Here is a 19,836-nt window from a genome sequence, read left to right on the forward strand (position 1 = left end):
AGTTTTAAATTTTTATACAAAAAAGCCCCAATTAAGAGGCTTTTATAGGAGGTTTTTATTCAAACATCATTACCAAACCGGTAATTCATCTTGTAAGAAAGGATTAGAAATACGCTCATGCCCTAATGTGGACATAGGACCATGCCCTGGAATAAAGTGATAATCATCACCAAGAGGCAGCAATTTATTTTTAATCGATGCGATAAGGTCTTGATGATTACCACGCGGGAAATCACTGCGCCCGACACCACCTTTAAATAACACATCGCCCATGGAGATGAGTTTGTCAGCATGGTTCACAAAAACAATGTGACCGGGTGTATGGCCAGGGCAATGCAGCACATCAAATTGAATATTTCCACACGTGATGCTATCCCCCTCTTCTAACCAATGATCTGGTGTGAAATCAGGGCAATCACCAATATAAAACATCGCATTTTGCTCAGCGAGATTTTCAATCCAGAAAGCATCCTCTTTCTGCGGACCATAAATCGGTACACCGAAATGTTTTGCAAGGGGGGCTGAGGCGCCAATATGGTCAGAATGACCGTGGGTAAGTAAGATTTTTGCTAATGTTAATCCGCGGCTTTCAATGGCGGCAATCAGCTTTTCAGCCTCACCACCAGGATCAACAATCACTGCATTCATTGAGGTTTCATCCCAGATAACCTGACAGTTTTGCATAAACGGGGTTACTGGGATAATAGTATATTTCATCGAACAATCACTCCATAATCTGTGTCACCTATGCACAGATTACCATGTTCTCACTGGACCTGTATCGATATGAATGAAATTGCTTTTCGGATAATAGCCCACACCGCCAGCACTCATTTTTAATGCCGCTTTACGGATGTTACTTAGCTGCAAGCCTTCAATATGGAAATCCATCGCTTGCCCACGGGTATGGTAGCTTTGTTTAGCCACACCAGAGCTCTTACGACGCAATGCATTATTCGTTTCTAATGAACGGTAACCTGAAATCAGCTGAACTGGCTTATTGGTTCCCATCATCATTTGCAGTAAATAAATTTGGTCAAATAATTTAGGATCAATGGTTTTCACTTTATCGCAGCGATAATCACGGAAAAGGTGATTTAAGCGAGCTAATTCAGATTTATTATAACGGCGACCATCGAAAAATTCGGTCTTTAAAAACTCACCTGTATTTAAGTTTTGAAAACGTAAAATTCTTGGGCGAGGTGTACTCATTGCAGCAAGTACATGATTAGGTAATAGTCCCAGACCGATTGCGGCAGCACCAATTCCCAACCACTTTCTGCGGTTTTGATCAATCATATCCATAGGTGATAACTCAGGTGTTAATTATTCAGTAAATATACATTTCAACTTTATCAGTCTAGCAAAGGATATTTAGCTTTAATGTATAATTATGTAAAGAATTGCGTAAATTAAGGAAAATCCATCACTTTTATGCAAAAAGGTGAGCGAAATCACTTATAACATGCCGATTAAGACGACTTTAATTCCTTACTGCGTATGATATGTAAACACAATGCATTCAATATATAAATATATTAAAACGGAATTGTTAGGAAGATTTAGGAATTAATGCAGGAAATAGCATCGAGGAGCCTAAGCCCCTCGAGTAATAGTCACTATTTTAAAATTACTTTGATTGCAGGCAGATATTTTTCTGCATTACCAATACTGCCATCATATTGATAAATATCAGCCCGGTATTGCGGTTGGTCATCTTTATCAACCCACGCAGTTTGATAGTAAAGGTACACAGGAATACGGTCAGGAATATTCACATAACGTGTTGAACCTTCTTTTAATGCCCCATCAATGCGAGTCTGAGCCCAACCTGCGTCACCTAATAATATCGTCGCTAGCTCACTAGCCTTATTTACACGAACACAGCCTGAACTAATTGCTCTGGCATTTTTATTAAACAAACTATGGTTCGGTGTATCATGCAAATAAATCGCATCTGAGCTTGGCATATTAAACTTATAACGCCCTAAAGAGTTACTTGAGCCTGGTGCTTGACGAATGCGATAAGGGAAATTCGCTGGAGTAATATTTTCCCAGTCGATTGTATAAGGGTCGATTTCATAAGCATCTTGCCCCCAACCTGAATAAACCGTATAGCCTTTGCGGCTAAAGTAGCTTGGATCCATTTTACCTTTCGGCGCAATATCCTTGCGCGCCAAACTGGTTGGCACACTCCAAGGTGGGTTAATCACCACATTATTCAGTGCGCTGCTCATAATTGGCGTTTTACGATCTGCACGCCCAACAATCACTTTCGAATCCAAAATGATGTCGTTATTCAGATAAAAATCCAATGTGTACGCAGGAATATTCACCAAGATTCCTGTACCACTACTTTCCGGCACAATCCGTAAACGCTGAATATTCAGTGCCATCAGCCCCGCTTTTTGTTTTGGCTGCATATTGAGCCAAACACGCGTGCCTTTACCAATCACACCGTCAGCTTCTAAACCATATTGAAGCTGAAATTTTTTCACTGCATCCACTAAGTCATCACTATACACACGGGCATTGGCGGTGACTTTATTGATCTCTTCTGGCGGTGCGGATGCATCAACGGCTTCACCAACCGCAGAGGCTTCCAATAATCCATCTCGCACTAAAATCTCACGGAGCGTAATGACATCATCACTGGCTTGACCCGGTTTTAATGCCTTTGTACTTGTAATTTCTAACGTATCTTCCGGCAATGCGAGCTGTTTTAGCATCTCTTTGCGCATCGGCTGATACATCGCGTGTTTCGGTGCTTGAGCCTTCACCCACTCACCCAGGCGATGTTCAGATTCAGCCTCTAACCACGGTTTCATTTGTGCTGCAGTTGGTGCGATAATTTTATAAGGACGGCTGGTGTATAACCAATATTGTCCCGTTGACTCAACAGAAGAAAGATATTGTAAATACCCCAACATAGCGTCGGATAAAATAGCATCACGCCCCATTTCGCTCAGCTGGCTATTTTCCAATGAAACTAACCATTCGCTAAATTGAGGTTGGAAACCCGCTAAGGCAAGCTCCGCTAATTGCTGTTGAAACTAGCTAATTGCCGTTTCATCTTGCCATAACAATTGCATTTGCCTGTCTGCATAAATTTTTGCCAACTGGTCCGCAAACACCAATTTTGTTTCTACAGGCAAAGATGCGTTAAGCTTTTCCAAGCTCTCTTTTGCCGTGACTTTACTCACCTCTTCAGCAACAACTGATTGAGGTTGTTGAATTTCCATACTGTTTTGCTGCGTATTTTCTGCTGCGGAAAATGCAGGGAACTGCATCGCCATCAGCCCACATAATACTGAGATCTGCAGAGCTTTCACTCTTCTCTTTGCCATACATCCACCTTAAAGTTACTACATGGATAACATTATTTTTTTATTATAGTGACACTATTTGATTATATTTAACTCTGAGAAGAATGTTATAGGAATTGACTAATTTTGTCTTTATTGATGAAAAAAGTTATTGAGGTAGGCTATCTGAAATGAGCACTATTTATAAAAACAGCATGAGAAATAGAATTGTTTGCATTTTCCACCAAAACTAAACGATATAACATATCAAATATTGACGTCTTTTATTCTCTCAATAGAATTAATTTAATATAAGTTATATTAAATCGCTGGAATATATCATCAATAAATAAACACTATTTTGTTAGTTAAAGGCGAATAATCACCTTTAACTAACTTTTTATCGAATATTAATATTCGGAATTGATAACAACTTCCTCACCAAAGCGACCTGCTTTTGGCAACGGTTGGTAAGAGGAGTTTGAAGCGCGGAGAATACGAATCCCACGAATATCTAACTCATGAGCCGCAGCAATATCCGCATCAGCATCACCATAATAGATAGTTAATTTATGGTCACGCATCCAGCTTACTTTATTATTTTTACCGGGTTCATCACCAGCGAAAATGACTGAATTCATTTTATCTGCAGGAATTCTTAAGCCTTCTTGCACATATTGAGTCACAGTTTCAGTTTTAGTCTGTGTACGACCTGTAATAAAGTAAACTTTATCACCGCGTTCCAAGTGCATTTTAACTAAATCGATGCCCACTTGTTTTGGCATACTGAATTTATCCCACTCATTATTCATTTTTTCCCAGAATTGAGGGTTTTTCAGGTAGCTAAAATCATTTGGGGAGAATTCAAGTTTTCCACGGTAAAAACCTGGGCTTGAGAATAAAACGGTGTCATCAATATCAAAACCCACCGCCATTGGTGCTTTACCTTCTAAACTCTGTTTAATTTGCTCAACAGAGACCCAATGAACCGGTTGTTGTGCCGCTAATTCCGCAACTGTCACTCCAGTACTGACTGTTTCTGGCATTGGAATTTTGGCTTGAGATGTTGCCGTAAAACTCAGCGCTAATACAATTGCACTTAGCGTTAGTGTGATTTTCTTCATGTTCGATCCTTATAATAGTTTTATTTCGTGATTAACTACTCACGGACTGCAATGATAAAAGTTTTCATTACATAAAAATGAGATTCAAATCTCATTGCGGTCATCTATTAATGATTTAAAGGGAAATGAAGATAATAAAAATAAAGAAATTAAAAATGCAAAGATAATAAAAAACCGACACAGTTTCCTATGTCGGTTTTATTATCTACAAAAAATCAATTATTGAGGTAATGCTTGTGGAGCCGGATTATCCTGACCAAAACCTTTTAACCCAACAACGTGAACGTGTTCCGTATTACCAGTCACTTTACGCACCAGTTTATAGGTGGTTCCTTTCTCTGGGCTAATGTTTTCCGGCGCAGCGATAATAAGCTGCATTTCCAGTCTGTCACATAACTCAAATAACGTGGCGATAGACTTCGCATCCAAACGCGCCGCTTCATCCAAGAACAGTAAGCGACATGGAATGATATCTTTCGCACGCAGTCGGCGGGCTTCTTCTTCCCAGCTCTGGACGACCATTACTAAGATAGACATCCCCGTACCGATCGCTTCACCCGTTGATAACGCCCCACTTTCTGCTTTTAACCAACCATCAGAGCCGCGGTTAACTTCAACTTCTAACTCTAAGTAGTTACGGTAATCTAACAGCTCTTCACCAATGGTTTGCGGCAGGCGTTGCCCCATATCCATCTGTGGGTTCAGGCGTTGATACAGTTTCGCCATCGCTTCAGAGAAGGTTAAACGTTGGCTAGTAAACAGGTCTTGGTGCAATTCGCTCTCTTCGGATAGCACGCTCAACAATAAGGCATGGCTTTCACGAATATTCACATTCAATCTAACCCCTTTAACCTGACCAAATGCCACCGCTTGTAGGCCTTGGTTCAGCATACGAATACGGTTTTGCTCACGCTGGATAGTTTTACGAATGATATTCGCCACACTCTTCGAGCTAATTGCCAGTTTTTGCTCACGGGCAGTTAACTCTTCGGTCAGACGCGCTAACTCAATTTCCATCTGTTCAATCGCATCGATTGGGTCATCAGTACGAATAATATCTTGGCGAATGCGCTCACGCAGATGTTGGTACACTGCGATAAAGAACTGAATTTTACGCTCAGGATGTTTAGGATCTTCAGACATGCGCAACACATCACGCAGATGTTCGTTATCCGCCACCGCTAAACGCAGCGCTCCTAACGCTTTATCCGACATCGAACGTAAACTATCACCATCGGTATAAGCCAATTCGCGACGATGCAGACGACGCTCAACGCCATTATCTTTCACCAAGCGCATCACCGCACACCAGCCCGCTTTCGCCATCACGACTTGCTCACGGATTTGGTAATAATCTTTTTCCAGCTTACGCAGACGTTTTTGCAGGTTATCCATTTCCGCTTCACATAACGTCAGTTGTTTTTCTAACTGGTTGATGCGGCTACGGTTTGCCATAACAGATTGATGTAATTCATCACGGCGAATGCTGGCACGCTCTTGTGCATCTGGGTCCGCTTTCACGCCCATTTCTTGCATTTCTGCTTCAAGTTCTTTCAACATTTCTTGCTTGGTGTCGAATGAACTGCGTAGCGATGCCAAAACTTGATGATATTGCGTGCTTTGTGCTTGTTGCTGGCGTAATAGCTCACGGGCACGAGTTCTATCGGCTTCCGCATGCTCTAAACGCTGGCGCAATTTTTCATTCAAGTCCGCATTTTCGTTGACCATCCCCGTCGAATCACTGTAGCTAAAGTGCGCGCGACGCTGTGCCACTTCCACCAAGGCAAAGGCTTGTTGCTTCGCATTTTGCTGGGTATGTTTCGCCAATTCATAATCTTTACGCAGTTGATCATGTTGCTCAGGATCACTGAGTAATACCGTCACAATCGGCTCTAACTTCGCCAGATTGTTACCGTGCTTATTGATGAAATGTGCCGCGTCTTCAGCTTCTGAAAGCTCCTCTCGGATCTCTTCAACACGATCCACCAGCGTTTCATCCATCAACAAATTCACTTGCGGCAATAAACGGTTTAATGCCAGTAGGTTTTCTTTGCCTTGAGCGAACTGTTGGCGTTGTTGCTGGGTCTGTTCTTCAAATTGGTTCAGTCCACGCTCTAATTCAGTACGTTTTTGATTTAATGTACGAATTTCAGCTTCAGGATCCGCTTCAAACGCCACTGAAATATGCTGACCGATAAAACGGCTAAATGCTTGGTGAGCACGCTGAATTTTTTGCACGTCAAACGACAAGGTCGCATAACGCTCAGCCAATTCATCACGCTCAGCACTCAGTGACTCTAAATGACTTTCACGGGCAGCACGACCAAATAGCGGTAACTCTGGGTAGCGAGAATAGCGCCATTGACGCTCCGATGAACGGACTAATACAGCATTTTCAAACTCTTGGGCATCAAAAACGCTGTCATCAAATGAAGATGGATCCCCTTCGATAAAGTACACATCATCAGGGCAATCTTGTAAATTTTCTAGCTGCTCGCGAACCACAGCCAAATCTTGTACCACAATACCGTGACGCGCTGGGCCGTACAATGCAGAGAAATACGCCGCATCTTCAATGGTAATATCATCGTAGATTTCAGATAACAGTACGCCATTAAAGCGCTCTGCCAGTGCCAGCATGCGACCATCTTCGGCACCACTTGGCTGGCTTAAACGTTCGATTTGCTTATCAAGGTCACGGCGCTGCGCTGCAACTTCATCACGTTCAACCGTAATTTCCCTTTCTTGCTCAAGAAGTTGCTGCATAAATTCAGTCACTTCAGTGCTATTTTCGAAAGTTTCACCCGATTGTTCATTGAGTTGAGTCAGTGCTTCTTGCGCCATAATCCACGCAGGCGCTTTAGCGGAAAGCTGGCTGATACGCTGGCGAATTTGCTCCAACTCTTGGCGCATTTGCATGCGTTTTTCGCCGCTCTCATTAACACCAGTACTTAACTCTTCTTGCAGAATTTCTAACTCTGCCATCAAGGTATCAAGCTCATCCGGCTCAACACTTTGGCCATAACGTTTACAGAATTCGCTCAGTAATTTTTCTGCATTACGCTGGCTGTCTAAACGCTGTTGCAGTTCAGATAATTGCATACGCAGCGGCTGAACACGCTCTGCTAAATGTTGTTGCGATGACCAGTCGCGCAGTAATGAACGCGCTTGCGTGTATGCATCCCCACGGCTCACATCACCTAACATGGTTTTCACCAGTTGATACGCTTGCTCAAACTGGCTATGCGCCGCATCCGCAACGCTCATTTTTTGTTCTAATGCGAGTAAGGCTTCTGTGGCTTGCTGCTCTTTGGCTTCAAAGGTTTCCAGCCATTCATCGATGTTTTCAATGGTAAGATCAGGTAGCTGGCAGAGTTCGCGAGCACGGTTTAAGGCATGAAGTGCTTGTTGATATTGAATCGCACGAGTTTGCTGTACATCAAGCGCTTGCTGGTAATCTGCCAGCTGGTTTTTCAGCTCATCCACTTCAATTTCAGCCGCTTGAGCACGGGCATCAAGTTCTTCGTGTTTCTCTGTGGCTTCTGCGACGACTTCGCCCTGTTCTTCAAGACGATAAGTGAGCTCTTCAATATCAGCTTGGTAGCGGTCAATTTTTTCTTGATGACGTAACGCCGCTTGCACCAGATTTAAGTGGTCACTTGCCGCTTGGTAGTCCGCTTCGATTTCCGTTGATGCTTCGTTTTGTTCATTTAATTCACGCGCCATTTCCACACTACGAACTTGCTCAACGCGTAGTTGTTTACGGTTGCTATACAGTTCGTTTCGGGCAGCTAAAGCAGCATCTAGGTGAATTCGACGCTCATTTGAGTGGCGCATATAGTCCGCAGATACATAGTCTGTGGCTTCGCTGATCAAATGTTTGAATAAATCACGGTCAGATTGTGTTACGCGGATGGCTTCCAGTGTTAAACGGTTTTCACGTAATGCCGCTTCCATATCTTGGAATGCTTTACGTACACCGCTGTTTTCCGGTAATAAATAATCACGTAATGAACGAGTGATTGCACTGGAAATCCCGCCATATAAGGAAGCTTCAATCAAACGGTAATATTTACTACGATCGCCCGCTGAACGCAGGCGTTTTGGCAGTACACCCAATTCAAATAATACTGAGTGGTAGTCCGTGATCGAATTAAATTGCTTAAATTGGATGCCTTCTTGTTTTTCTACGCGCTCTTTCAGGTCATTCAACGGAATAACCTTAGCTTGGCGCCCTTCAAACACTTCCGTTAATACTTCCGTTGGCACAGTGGCTAATGGCACGCCTTGGATCATAAACGGTTTGATATCGACTTTTTTATCGCGTCCTGCTACTTGCTGTAAGCGAACACCGACCATAACTCGTTGATGTTTAGAGTTTAACACATCCAGTACGGCATAACAGACACCAGGACGCAGCTTTCCGTGTAGACCTTTATCACGGGAACCCGAGGTGGCTCCTGCTTCTGTGGTATTACGGAAATGCAGTAATGTTAAGTCAGGGATCATGGCGGTAATAAAGGCCGCCATGGTGGTGGATTTACCCGCACCATTTCCCCCAGACAGGGTGGTAACTAATTCATCAAGGTCAAAAGTACGAGCAAAAAAGCCGTTCCAGTTCACCAGCGTCAGTGAGCGAAATTTTCCGCGTTCAATCATTCTTGTTCATCCTCTTCACTGTCAGCCAGATCTTGACTCTCATCCGTTTCGTCTTCATCACTGTCTCTTAGCGACAATTCCCCTTCAAGAGAGACCGCTTCACCATCACGGATCATGCGTAATTGTGCTTCTTGAGGATTATCGCCACTACGTACATCCGCTCCAAAGCGGAATACAGACTCATTAATAATAAATTTGCTGGAGTCATTTTGCAGGAAATAGACCATACCTAAACGGCGTAAACGGTTTAAGGAGGTTCTCAGTTTTTCCTGTAATTTTTGTTTATCAAGGTCTGAACCTGTGGAGCGTTGGTTAACAAATTTCAGTAATTTGCTTTCGTCGGCCAGCGACAATAATTCTTCAAACAGCTCTTGAGAGGTAAAGACCCCTTGGTTGGTTAGACGCTCAGGACTCAAATAGAGGTAGCACAGAATTTTACCCACCATCATGTCCAGTTCAGACAAAACAGAACGGGGAATTAAAGTGCTTGAGCGAGGACGCAAATAGAAAAAGCCTTCTGGCGCCCGGATCAGTTCAACATTATAACGAGCATAAAATTGCTCTAACGATTCCTGAAAATCCATTAAAAATGCATGATTATCAAGATCATCAATACTAATATGGCGACCAGCACGCAGTTGGCTGTCCAGCTCAGGAAAAATAGGGTTAGCTAGTGCTTGAGCCAGTTTAACTGGCATAAATTGTTCAATATTTGTCGATGACATGTGCCTGTACCTTGGCTCCGTGATCATTAATAGCGCGCCATTCTGCCGGTAATCCCGCCAGATCAGCCTCTGCGATACCTAGTTTTACAGCCTGATCGATAATAATACGCGCAACATCAAAATGGCGTTTCTGCGGGTATTGCGTCAGATAACTCTGTAATACGTGACTGACATCCAGCGGTTTGTTATCCGTTTTATAGAACGCAAGTTGCGCTTCGATTAACGCCGCTAATTGGTCATTAAGTTCACTGAACTCTTCAAATTCCAGATCAGGTGGGAGTTCCCCCATCACTTCTTGATCATGAAGTGCCAGCTCCTCATCACGCATATCAAAAAGCCTATCCGCATTGGCATAGGTGAGTGCCCAAGGGCTATCGAGGTACTGCTGTACAGATTGACGTAAACGTTGAGAAAATATACGGTTTTTATCCATATCAATCGCTGTACGGATAAATTTGTGAACATGTCGGTCGTAACCAATCCATAAATCAATGGATTGCTGCCCCCAGCTCACAATACGGTCTAGCTTGTTTTGCAAATCAAAGATTAGTCGGTCGACCATTTCCGAGAACTGCGGCGCATTCATATTCGCTTCTTGAATACGCAGTAAGTTTGCCTGTAGCTTATCGCCAGCTGCTTCTAACGTGTCTTGCAATTCTCTTAATGTACCGGACGTTTCAGAAAGTAGCTGTTCACAGTTGGCAATCGCTGCCTGCCAGTCTTGGTTTAAAAGTGCAGCAATATCATCTTTAACGCTGTTTTGTTGCTCGTCCATAATTCGCTGTGACAGGTCAATACTGTCAAAAATTTCAGCGACTGAATATTTTAATGGCGCAAAAACATGGCGGTGCCAATAAAATTCATCACCACCTTCTTCGGCTGATTCCGCTGCACGTTGTAGCTCTCCCGCGACAATCGATAACTGCATCGACAATCTTAATGTCGAAAATTCGCGTTGACGAATATAGTAATCACTAATGCCAATGCCGAGTGGCGTTAGGCGATAAATCGCATTTCCTTCGACAATGTCGCTGGCAAAGCGGTTAAATATTTTTTGGCGAACCATGTCGTTGATGGCGTTGTTCGCTCTGACAGCCAGTGATTCGGTGGTTTGTTCGAAGCCTTTGCACACTTCTCGAAACGCATCCACCAGCTCCCCTTCACTCATTTCACCGTTCACCCGCTCACTGTTAAGTACTGCGACGGCCAGCAAAAATGCTAGGCGCTCTGCGGGTAGGGAAATCGCAAAATCATTTTTTCGTGCCCAAGACACGAGTTCAGGGACGGTCTGGGAAAAATCACTCATAAATCGTCCTTTTGGGTTTGTTTGCGTGCCATGACATGAATATATCGCCCCATGCTAATATAGGGTTCTTCACGACAATATTGTTGCTCAAGCGCCAATAACGCTGGAAAGTCTTTTTGTTGTAATTGTCTACTTTGCAAATAATCATGGAACACTCTGACGCCACTTTTGCCTAAAATATCCATACCACAACCAATAAGCCACTCATCAACCTGTTGAGGAAAAAGCGGGTTCTGTGGCGATAATGAACGTTTGCGACGACGCTGGATATGAGGAGTTGCGAGATGAAAATTACCTAAAATTGCATTACGCATCACCAAGCCATTTGCATTATAGAACATGACAGAAAATATACCTTCCGGCCTGATAATCTCTGCCAGTTGCTCTAATGCATATTTCTGGTCGCTAATCCATTCAAGTACCGCATGAAACAAGACAAAATCAACTGGTTCATCAAGGTGTTGAGCAATATCTTGAACAGCGCAGTGAACAAAGCTGATATTCTCGCTAATTCCTTGTTCATCAGCAAGCACCGATGCCCGTTCTAACATTTCTTCGGATAAATCGCAAAGAATAACCTGATGACCCATTGCAGCTAATTGACGAGAAAAATGACCTTCTCCGCCGCCCGCATCTAATATACGTAATGTTTGACCTTGAAAATGCGTTTCCAGTAACTGGGTCAGATCTTGCCAAACTACCGCTTCGCGAATTTTTCCTTTTGTCGTTCCATAAATATTTTTTGCAAATTTATCGACAATATCATCAAAGTTGCGGTCTGCCATCTGCGTTCCAATTACCTATCATGAGTTATTTACAGCATATCAAAACCAAGAATTATAACAGATAATCTAGCTGTTTTTGCATAGTACTTTATTTTGTATCCGATTTATTTTACATGGCATTTTATTGCTGATGCAGCTACATTTGACCCTATTCGCTTACATTATCTTCATAACAGGCTTTCTATGTTATTTCTGCTTAAAAAATACCTTGGTTCACTATTAATGCCTCTGCCCTTATTATTGATTATTGGGGGAATTGGACTGATTTTATTATGGTTTACCCGCTGGCAAAAAAGTGGAAAATCCTTGGTGACATTAAGCCTTGTTATCATCTCGCTATTAGGGCTACAACCCATTTCTGATCGGCTACTGGCGCCCGTTGAAGGCCCTTATGATAAACGTTATGAGCTTATCACCACGAATCCACCTAAAGAGATAAAATATATTGTGGTTTTGGGCGGCGGGTTTACCTATAACCCAGACTGGAGTCCTAGCTCGAATTTGCTCAGTAACAGCTTGCCTCGAGTCACTGAAGGGGTACGTCTTTATCTGCAGCATCCCGGCAGCAAATTGATTTTTACTGGCGGTAAAGCCAGTAGCCCAATCAGTAGCGCCGAAGTCGCATCCATGGTTGCTCAATCTTTAGGAGTTCCAGCGACAGATACAATCCCGCTAACCGAACCGAAAGATACGCAAGAAGAAGCCTATGAAGTGGAAAAAATTATTGGTAAGCAGCCGTTCTTGTTAGTGACTTCAGCGAACCATTTACCCCGTGCGTTGAAGATGTTTACGAGTCGTGGAATGCAGCCTTATCCAGCCCCAGCCAATCAATTGGTGATCACCAGCGATTTGAATCCTTGGGAGCGCTACATTCCTTCCGCATTTTATTTTAGCCACAGTGAACGAGCATGGTATGAGCTCATTGGTTCAATTTGGTGGCACTTAAAACCCGATAATACCCAGCCACTCGAAGATAATCAGGCGGAGTAAATACAAAGGGGAAACTTATTCAGTTTCCCCTTGTTTTATCAGACCATTATTCACACTAGAAATTATGGCTGAAATTCTTGTCTTACCAATTCGAGATCTTCTGGTGTATCCACCCCTGCGCCCGGTGCCTTTTCAGCAACCGCCACATGAATTTTCTCACCATACCAAAGCACGCGAAGCTGCTCTAGCATCTCGATTTTCTCTAATGGGCTAGCATCCCACGCGATATAACGACGAATAAAGCCAGCGCGATAAGCGTAGATACCAATGTGGCGCAAGAAAGTATCACCGATGGTCTCTTTACTCTTTGCAAATTGGTCTCTATCCCACGGAATTGTCGCTCGAGAAAAATAAAGCGCGTAACCGTCTTTATCCATCACAACCTTCACCGCATTCGGATTAAAGGCTTCTTGCGCACAATGAATAGGGACAGCGAGTGTTCCCATATTTGCCTGACTACCTTGCAAATTATGAGCGACTTGGCGAATAATTTCTGGTGGGATCAGCGGTTCATCACCCTGCACATTGACAATAATTTCGTCATCGGAAAAGCCGTAAGTGTCAATCACTTCAGCCAAACGTTCCGTGCCAGATTGATGATCGGGATTGGTCATACAAGCTTCCCCACCAGCTGCGATGACCGCTGCAGCGACATCGGGGTGGTCAGTTGCAATAATGACTCGACTGGCGCCTGATTTAATCGCTTGCTCCATGACACGAACAACCATCGGTTTACCGTGAATATCTGCTAAAGGCTTACCCGGTAATCGTGTTGAAGCGTAACGCGCAGGAATAATGACGGTAAACATAGGATTACAGTCCTTCGTCTAAAGCAACTTTACGCGCTTCGTTCTCAAGTAAAACGGGGATACCATCACGAACAGGAAAAGCGAGATGATCAAATTTGCAGATTAATTCGAGGTTTTCTTTGTTGTAACTTAGTTTGCCGTGACAGGATGGGCAAGCAACAATTTCAAGTAAACGGTGATCCATGTTTTCTCCCAAATGGATTTAAACTCACTTGGCGTCAGGATATCACATGCAGGTATCACCGTTAACTCTATTCTTGCTTATTAAGATCTCCTGCTAAGAGTGAGAGGATAGTGCAGGAGAAATATTTCTGTTAAGAATTCAATTAGTAAGCGATAACGTCTCTTGCCGTTATGCCATCTGAATTACGAGTAACAGAGAACTCGACGTTTTGACCTTCAGATAAAGATTTTATTTTTTTATTCGCAATTGACTTGGTTGTTACGAAAATATCATCGCCACCATTACGAGGTGAAATAAAGCCGTAACCTTCTTTTGCGTCAAACCATTTAACTTGGCCCATATGTAATTGAAAATTCATATTAAAACTCCTTCTTGTTCCGAGAACAATTTTTATATTTGTATCATTACTCTCTACACGTTATTCCATTTATTTTGCTGAACTATTTATTTCGATCAGTTCATTCTGACCTATCTATTCAATTCAATCTATTAACAATAATTAAGAGTAATTAACTTAACCAATTTATGCATCAAATGTTTATGCATATCTTATAACGACCCAAGTGTAGGTTTCAGGCACCACACATTTACCGTGAACTTAACAGTCTATTTTGACATTATGATGACAACACGAAATAGTAGAGTAAGTAGTGTCTTGCGAGGATAAGTGACTAACTCAAGAACGGGTCGTAAAATTAAAGCTAGCAAATAATCCACTTATTAATGTATTGCAACTTGGTACATAATAAGTAGATCTGCATCACATTGCAGGTATTATTATCTGAAATTAATCCTAAAAGCAAGCTGTTTTATTTCAGATAAGTGATTTTATTTCACTTAAGATTCGTTTTTCGCCTATTTCATCAAAATGCGCTTTCACAGGAAGATACCACCAATTGGTCTGTGCGAAGGAATGGCATTTAACAGCATCCTTTTCAGTCATCAGTAAATTTTGATTTGTTTCAGCTAAAGGAGCAAGTTGCTGCTGGCTATAAGCTTGATGATCAGAAAACGCATGAGTATTAATGAGTGTTAATCCCTTGCTTTCTAAAGAAGAGAAAAAACGAGGTGGATGACCTATTCCAGCCATCGCAACCACATTGTTAAGCTCAGTGATCGAGATTTTTTCGCCTGTAACGAGGTTCACTGCCATATCCCCTTCTAGGGACATCAGTGTTTCATTCGAGTTAGGAACACCGCCATTTACAATCATGGCGTTCACTGTCTTTAATCGCCCTGCACGTTCACGCATTGGTCCCGCGGGTAACCACCAGCCATTACCAAAACGACGCTGCCCATCAATGACAACGATTTCATAGTCACGTTGCAATGCATAATGCTGTAAACCGTCGTCTGTAACAATAATATCTAATTGAAAATTATCGAGTAATGCTTTAATGGCATCACTACGTTTTGGAGCCACCGCAACAGGCGCATGAGTACGATGATAAATCAAAACTGGCTCATCACCTGCGGCTGCCGTCGTTGTCGTTTGGTCTAACACTAGTGGATAATGGTCAGATTGACCTCCATATCCACGAGAAACAACCCCAACACGAACATCTTGTTTCATGAGCGATTCAACTAGCCAAATAACCACAGGGGTTTTTCCATTTCCCCCTGCCGTTAAATTTCCCACGACCACAACAGGTACAGGGGCTTTCCATGAGCGAAATAATCCGGTTTTATAGCCAATATGACGTACTAACGTTATCACTCCATACAGAAATGATAATGGAAGCAACAAAATATAAAGCCATGATTTACCGGACCAAATTCGCTCAATCATTCTTAAATTGGATCCTATGTAATTGCGCGTATGCCCCATTTTTCGCTAATAGCGTTGAGTGGTCACCACGTTCAATGATATGACCATCTTGTACAACCAAGATTTGATCCGCATTTTCAATAGTGGATAAACGGTGAGCAATGACTAATGAAGTTCTATTCTTCTGTAATTCATCTAATGCAGCTTGAATTGCACGCTCTGATTCAGTATCCAGAGCGGATGTTGCTTCATCTAGAATCAAAATTGGTGCATCACGTAATAATGCACGAGCAATTGCAATACGCTGGCGTTGACCACCGGAAAGCATCACACCATTTTCACCAATCATCGTATCTAAGCCATTATCCAGCTTTTGGATAAAGTCCATGGCATAAGCCATTTCAGCGGCTTTTTCAATTTCTGCTCGGCTATATCGCCCATCTGTCGCATAGGCAATATTATTCGCAACAGTATCGTTGAATAAATATACATGCTGGGAAACCAGAGCCACTTGGCTACGCAATGACTCTAAGGTGTAATCACGAATATCATGCCCATCAATACGGATACTGCCCTTATCGATATCATAGAAGCGAGTAATTAAGTTAGCGATGGTCGATTTACCTGAACCCGAGCGTCCCACTAAAGCAACGGATTTGCCTGCAGGTAGCGTAAAAGAAACATCCTCTAGTGCAGGGTGCTCTTTGGTTTGATAAGTAAACGTGACTGAGTCGAACTCAATATCACCTTTCACTTGAGTCAGAACTTTCGTTCCTTCATCTTTTTCTTTTTCAGTATCTAAAATCGCAAATAACGTTTGGCAAGCTGCCATTCCACGCTGGAATTGCGCATTAACGTTAGTTAGAGACTTAAGTGGGCGCATTAACGCAAACATGGACGAGAAAACAACACCTATCGTACCTGGTGATAATTGCTCTTTAATTTCAGGGAAGCTTGCTGCGTACAAAACAAACGCTAATGCAAAAGAGGCAATCATCTGAACAATAGGGTCAGAAATAGCTGAGGCGCTAACCATCTTCATATTTTGACGGCGCATATTATTGCTGACTTTATCAAAACGTTCAGTTTCGACTTTCTGCCCACCAAAAATGAGGACTTCTTTATGCCCTTTAAGCATCTGCTCAGCGCTAGTCGTCACATGTCCCATACCCGTTTGCATGTTTTTGCTAATTTTACGAAAACGCTTAGAAACTACTCGGATGGTGATAGAGACGACAGGGGCAATAGCAATCAAAATCAACGACAATTGCCAGCTGTTATAAAACATAATACCAAATAACGCGATGATATAAGTTCCTTCGCGAATAATGGTAATGAGGGCACCGGAAGCCGAAGATGCAACCTGCTCTGAATCATAGGTAATACGCGATAATAAAGTCCCTGTGGATTGCTGGTCAAAATAGCTCACCGGCATTCCCATCATATGACCAAATAATTTGCGGCGCATACTCATCACTACTTTTCCTGACACCCAAGAAACGCAGTATGTAGAGACGAAACTTGAAGATCCACGCACGATCATCAAGCCCAAAATTGCCAACGGTAACCACTTCAATGTGTTGTTATCCGCTTTACCAAAACCGTCATCTAATAATGGTTTCAATAAAGAAATCATAAACGCATCACCTGCGGCGTTGATGATAAGAGCAATTGCTGCAACAACTAATCCAATTTTAAAAGGCGCAATGGTTGGCCATAGGCGCTTAAATGTTTGCTTTGTCGATAGGTCTTGATCATTCATGCTTTTATTACCAGACTTAATGTAAGCGCACTATTCTACAAGGGAAATTGGCGATCACCAAACCACAGATGATACCAACGTGGATTAATTTCTTTTCTGTAACGCAAAATTTCCATTTTTTCTTTTTTAAAACATATTGTTACCTGCCCCTCCTCCGCCGTATTTAGCCACTGAATATTCTTTTTAGCATAGCGCAAATAGACTTTATCTGATGGAATTTTCCATGGGCTATATCTCGCAGAGGAAACTAATGCCAACGTTGGCTGTACTTTTCGTATAAATAACGGTGTAGAAGATGTATTACTCCCATGATGAGGAACAAATAAAATATCCGCTTTGAGCTGCCCATCATTTTGTAATACTAACTTTTTTTCACCTTGTTTTTCCAAATCACCCGTAAGCAATAGTCGCCGATGCCCATCACTAACCTGAATGACACAAGAGTCATTATTGTGTGATATCTCAGCTAATTTCTCGGGCCACAATACTTCGAACCTTAACATTCCCCATTGCCAACGTTGTCCTTGATAACAAGGAAGATGATTGAGCTGACCAAAACTGCTACGTAGATTTAACCATGGATATGCTTCAATTAAATCGGAGATACCACCAGTATGATCAAGGTGATTATGACTTAAGATTACGTTAATAGGCGTGATTTGATGATGCTTTAAGAAAGGGATAATTTGCCGTTTAGCGTTGCTTCCATCACGCCAGCGGTTTCCCGTATCATATAAAACCCCTTGTTGATTTTGCACCATAACCACAGCAAGCCCATGCCCAATATCCAACATGGTTAAGCACCAGTCATGCTCTTCGTGCTGGCTTTGGCTCTTAGTGAAAAATAATAAAAAACCAATGCAACTTAATAAACCAAGGTAATTTTTATACCAACCAAATAATATAATAAAAGCAAATACCCAACAAAAAAACACGGTGTAAATAGACATTGTGTTAATTTCAATCCAAAACCCGCTTAAATATGTCAGCGGCCTTAGCCCAAACTCAAGGATATTATCTATTAATCCGAAAGCAACATTATGCCAAGCGCTAAGAGGCAACAATAGCGTGCTAAAAATAACGGGTACTACTCCCCAAGTAATAAGAGGAACAAACCATAAGTTTGCAAATAAGCTCATGACATTAATGCCGTTAAACAGCAATACTTGAATAGGTATTAGTAAAATCAATAAACCAATTTGCAGATGAATTAGTGGCACTATTTTTCCCATGATTGGATGACAACTCAACGTAGACGAAATGGGAAAAACACGAAACCAATACAGAATAGCTAATACAGCAAAGCTTGATAACCAAAAGCTATCGGAAAGGATGGCAAGCGGATCAAACAATAAAATCCCAGCAATACTCCATAACGCCCATTGCCACGGAAAACAGAAAAATGGCTGCTTACGAACATAAATCCAAAGTAACAATGCAAATACAGCGCGAGTTGCTGGAATCGCAAAATTCGACAACCAAGCATAGAGTAAGGCAAATATAACGCCTGAAAATAATGGTAAATTCTCACCTATCCATTTAACGGGTAGAAAAAATTGCAATAAGCGAGCGCATAAGTAACCAATTAAATAGGCGATTCCAATATGCAATCCAGAGATTGCGATCAAGTGTGTCAATCCTGTTGATTGCAATAATTGTATATGTTCGACAGAAAGCCGTCCTCTTTCCCCAAACATTAACGCATAAATAATTCCATGATTTTGTCGTGTCGAAAGTATTTCACGGAACTGGTCAATAATTTTTTGCCGTAGAGAACATTGCTGACCAACTTGTACAGCTTGTTTGACTTTTAGTGTACCGATGACTCGTTGAGCAATGAAATGCCTTTGCAGATCAAATCCGCCCTCATTCAGAGAAGCATGAACTGGATTTAGCTTGCCAACAACCCTCCATTGCTGCCCTGCACATACTTTTTCATGATTATTTTGTTTTAAATTCAATGAAGCATAGAGCGGAGGAAAAATTCGTATTCCATCGACTCTGTCTATTCTCGCTCTCTTTTTAGCATCATCCTGATTGAGTGGGATGCTAACAATCGTAATATCCCATTGCCGATGAGCACTACTTAGAAAGTCGATTTTCTTTCGCACTTCAACACCATGCCAGCAAGCCCAAAGGAACCCCGCGCCCATTAATGCCAAAAATCGAATGCGCTTATTGCGCCAAATAATAACCAAAGTGACTAGCAGAATAATGCCGACCACTAAATAGTGACTAGAACTAGGAATATTTTGCAAGAAAAGTAGCGGTAACGTACCGATAATCAGTGCAATAGAGGCTTCTGTATAAGAGAGCGTATTTTGGTAATACTGGCTATAGTTTCCCATTGACCTTAAACCTACCTACGATTATTCCTGTGCAGATAAGTTAAAGGCATCCTCAGGGATTCAATAACCCT

General features: G+C 42.1%; 14 protein-coding genes and 1 pseudogene. 1 reads left to right on the plus strand and 14 read right to left on the minus strand.

Going from position 1 to position 19,836, the window contains the following annotated elements:
* Positions 1-69: 69 nt before the first annotated feature.
* The 8 genes and pseudogenes from GKR61_RS01790 to cmoM all read right to left on the minus strand — a co-directional run bounded on the left by GKR61_RS01790 (position 70) and on the right by cmoM (position 11,904).
* Positions 70-717, minus strand: coding sequence for an MBL fold metallo-hydrolase (locus tag GKR61_RS01790; protein ID WP_154639497.1), 648 nt, complete (start codon positions 715-717; stop codon positions 70-72).
* Positions 718-756: 39 nt separating this feature from the next.
* The gene (locus GKR61_RS01795) at positions 757-1,305 is read right to left on the minus strand and encodes a YcbK family protein (protein WP_036951733.1); all 549 of its coding nucleotides are present in this window, start codon (positions 1,303-1,305) and stop codon (positions 757-759) included.
* Between the two features lie 314 nt (positions 1,306-1,619).
* Positions 1,620-3,347, minus strand: a pseudogene (gene ldtD / locus GKR61_RS01800) (L,D-transpeptidase).
* Positions 3,348-3,715: 368 nt separating this feature from the next.
* A complete protein-coding gene (aphA, locus tag GKR61_RS01805) occupies positions 3,716-4,429 on the minus strand; it encodes an acid phosphatase AphA (RefSeq protein ID WP_036951738.1) in 714 nt (237 codons plus the stop codon).
* A 219-nt stretch (positions 4,430-4,648) separates the two neighbouring features.
* Positions 4,649-9,088 carry a chromosome partition protein MukB gene (mukB, locus tag GKR61_RS01810; RefSeq protein ID WP_154639498.1) on the minus strand — a complete coding sequence of 1,480 codons (4,440 nt, stop codon included), beginning with the start codon at positions 9,086-9,088 and terminating at the stop codon, positions 4,649-4,651.
* Complete coding sequence (mukE, locus tag GKR61_RS01815; RefSeq protein ID WP_036951742.1) at positions 9,085-9,813, minus strand: chromosome partition protein MukE; 729 nt, start codon at positions 9,811-9,813, stop codon at positions 9,085-9,087. Before mukE ends, mukB begins: the two co-directional genes overlap by 4 nt.
* Complete coding sequence (mukF, locus tag GKR61_RS01820; protein ID WP_036951744.1) at positions 9,794-11,119, minus strand: chromosome partition protein MukF; 1,326 nt, start codon at positions 11,117-11,119, stop codon at positions 9,794-9,796. The genes mukE and mukF overlap by 20 nt, the downstream gene beginning before the upstream one ends.
* Positions 11,116-11,904 (minus strand): tRNA uridine 5-oxyacetic acid(34) methyltransferase CmoM, encoded by a 789-nt coding sequence (cmoM, locus tag GKR61_RS01825; protein ID WP_108478905.1) that lies wholly within the window; start codon positions 11,902-11,904, stop codon positions 11,116-11,118. The genes mukF and cmoM overlap by 4 nt, the downstream gene beginning before the upstream one ends.
* A gap of 183 nt (positions 11,905-12,087) precedes the next feature.
* Here cmoM and elyC point away from each other — a divergent pair, with 183 nt between their 5' ends.
* Complete coding sequence (gene elyC / locus GKR61_RS01830) at positions 12,088-12,894, plus strand: envelope biogenesis factor ElyC (RefSeq protein WP_036951750.1); 807 nt, start codon at positions 12,088-12,090, stop codon at positions 12,892-12,894.
* Between the two features lie 62 nt (positions 12,895-12,956).
* Here elyC and kdsB read toward each other — a convergent pair whose 3' ends face one another.
* The 6 genes from kdsB to GKR61_RS01860 form a co-directional block, all read right to left on the minus strand.
* A complete protein-coding gene (gene kdsB / locus GKR61_RS01835; protein ID WP_036951753.1) occupies positions 12,957-13,703 on the minus strand; it encodes a 3-deoxy-manno-octulosonate cytidylyltransferase in 747 nt (248 codons plus the stop codon).
* 4 nt (positions 13,704-13,707) lie between these two features.
* Positions 13,708-13,887 carry a Trm112 family protein gene (locus GKR61_RS01840; protein WP_036951756.1) on the minus strand — a complete coding sequence of 60 codons (180 nt, stop codon included), beginning with the start codon at positions 13,885-13,887 and terminating at the stop codon, positions 13,708-13,710.
* Between the two features lie 142 nt (positions 13,888-14,029).
* Positions 14,030-14,245: a cold-shock protein gene (locus tag GKR61_RS01845; RefSeq protein ID WP_036951758.1), complete on the minus strand. Its 216-nt coding sequence runs from the start codon at positions 14,243-14,245 to the stop codon at positions 14,030-14,032.
* A 456-nt stretch (positions 14,246-14,701) separates the two neighbouring features.
* Entirely contained in the window at positions 14,702-15,676 is a 975-nt protein-coding gene (gene lpxK / locus GKR61_RS01850) for a tetraacyldisaccharide 4'-kinase (protein WP_154600326.1), read from the minus strand.
* Positions 15,669-17,417 (minus strand): lipid A ABC transporter ATP-binding protein/permease MsbA, encoded by a 1,749-nt coding sequence (gene msbA, locus GKR61_RS01855; RefSeq protein ID WP_036951762.1) that lies wholly within the window; start codon positions 17,415-17,417, stop codon positions 15,669-15,671. The genes lpxK and msbA overlap by 8 nt, the downstream gene beginning before the upstream one ends.
* A gap of 35 nt (positions 17,418-17,452) precedes the next feature.
* Positions 17,453-19,765, minus strand: a complete 2,313-nt coding sequence (locus GKR61_RS01860) for a DNA internalization-related competence protein ComEC/Rec2 (RefSeq protein ID WP_154639499.1) — start codon at positions 19,763-19,765, stop codon at positions 17,453-17,455.
* Between the last annotated feature and the right edge of the window lie 71 nt (positions 19,766-19,836).

The sequence above is a fragment of the Providencia sp. wls1916 genome, assembly GCF_009706585.1.
GTDB lineage: Bacteria > Pseudomonadota > Gammaproteobacteria > Enterobacterales > Enterobacteriaceae > Providencia > Providencia lanzhouensis.

Bases quoted from the DNA above. Each gene is read 5' to 3' on its own strand.
- GKR61_RS01790 (WP_154639497.1), bottom strand. From the start codon at position 717: ATGAAATATACTATTATCCCAGTAACCCCGTTTATGCAAAACTGTCAG.
- GKR61_RS01795 (WP_036951733.1), bottom strand. From the start codon at position 1,305: ATGGATATGATTGATCAAAACCGCAGAAAGTGGTTGGGAATTGGTGCT.
- aphA (WP_036951738.1), bottom strand. From the start codon at position 4,429: ATGAAGAAAATCACACTAACGCTAAGTGCAATTGTATTAGCGCTGAGT.
- mukB (WP_154639498.1), bottom strand. From the start codon at position 9,088: ATGATTGAACGCGGAAAATTTCGCTCACTGACGCTGGTGAACTGGAAC.
- mukE (WP_036951742.1), bottom strand. From the start codon at position 9,813: ATGTCATCGACAAATATTGAACAATTTATGCCAGTTAAACTGGCTCAA.
- mukF (WP_036951744.1), bottom strand. From the start codon at position 11,119: ATGAGTGATTTTTCCCAGACCGTCCCTGAACTCGTGTCTTGGGCACGA.
- cmoM (WP_108478905.1), bottom strand. From the start codon at position 11,904: ATGGCAGACCGCAACTTTGATGATATTGTCGATAAATTTGCAAAAAAT.
- elyC (WP_036951750.1), top strand. From the start codon at position 12,088: ATGTTATTTCTGCTTAAAAAATACCTTGGTTCACTATTAATGCCTCTG.
- kdsB (WP_036951753.1), bottom strand. From the start codon at position 13,703: ATGTTTACCGTCATTATTCCTGCGCGTTACGCTTCAACACGATTACCG.
- GKR61_RS01840 (WP_036951756.1), bottom strand. From the start codon at position 13,887: ATGGATCACCGTTTACTTGAAATTGTTGCTTGCCCATCCTGTCACGGC.
- GKR61_RS01845 (WP_036951758.1), bottom strand. From the start codon at position 14,245: ATGAATTTTCAATTACATATGGGCCAAGTTAAATGGTTTGACGCAAAA.
- lpxK (WP_154600326.1), bottom strand. From the start codon at position 15,676: ATGATTGAGCGAATTTGGTCCGGTAAATCATGGCTTTATATTTTGTTG.
- msbA (WP_036951762.1), bottom strand. From the start codon at position 17,417: ATGAATGATCAAGACCTATCGACAAAGCAAACATTTAAGCGCCTATGG.
- GKR61_RS01860 (WP_154639499.1), bottom strand. From the start codon at position 19,765: ATGGGAAACTATAGCCAGTATTACCAAAATACGCTCTCTTATACAGAA.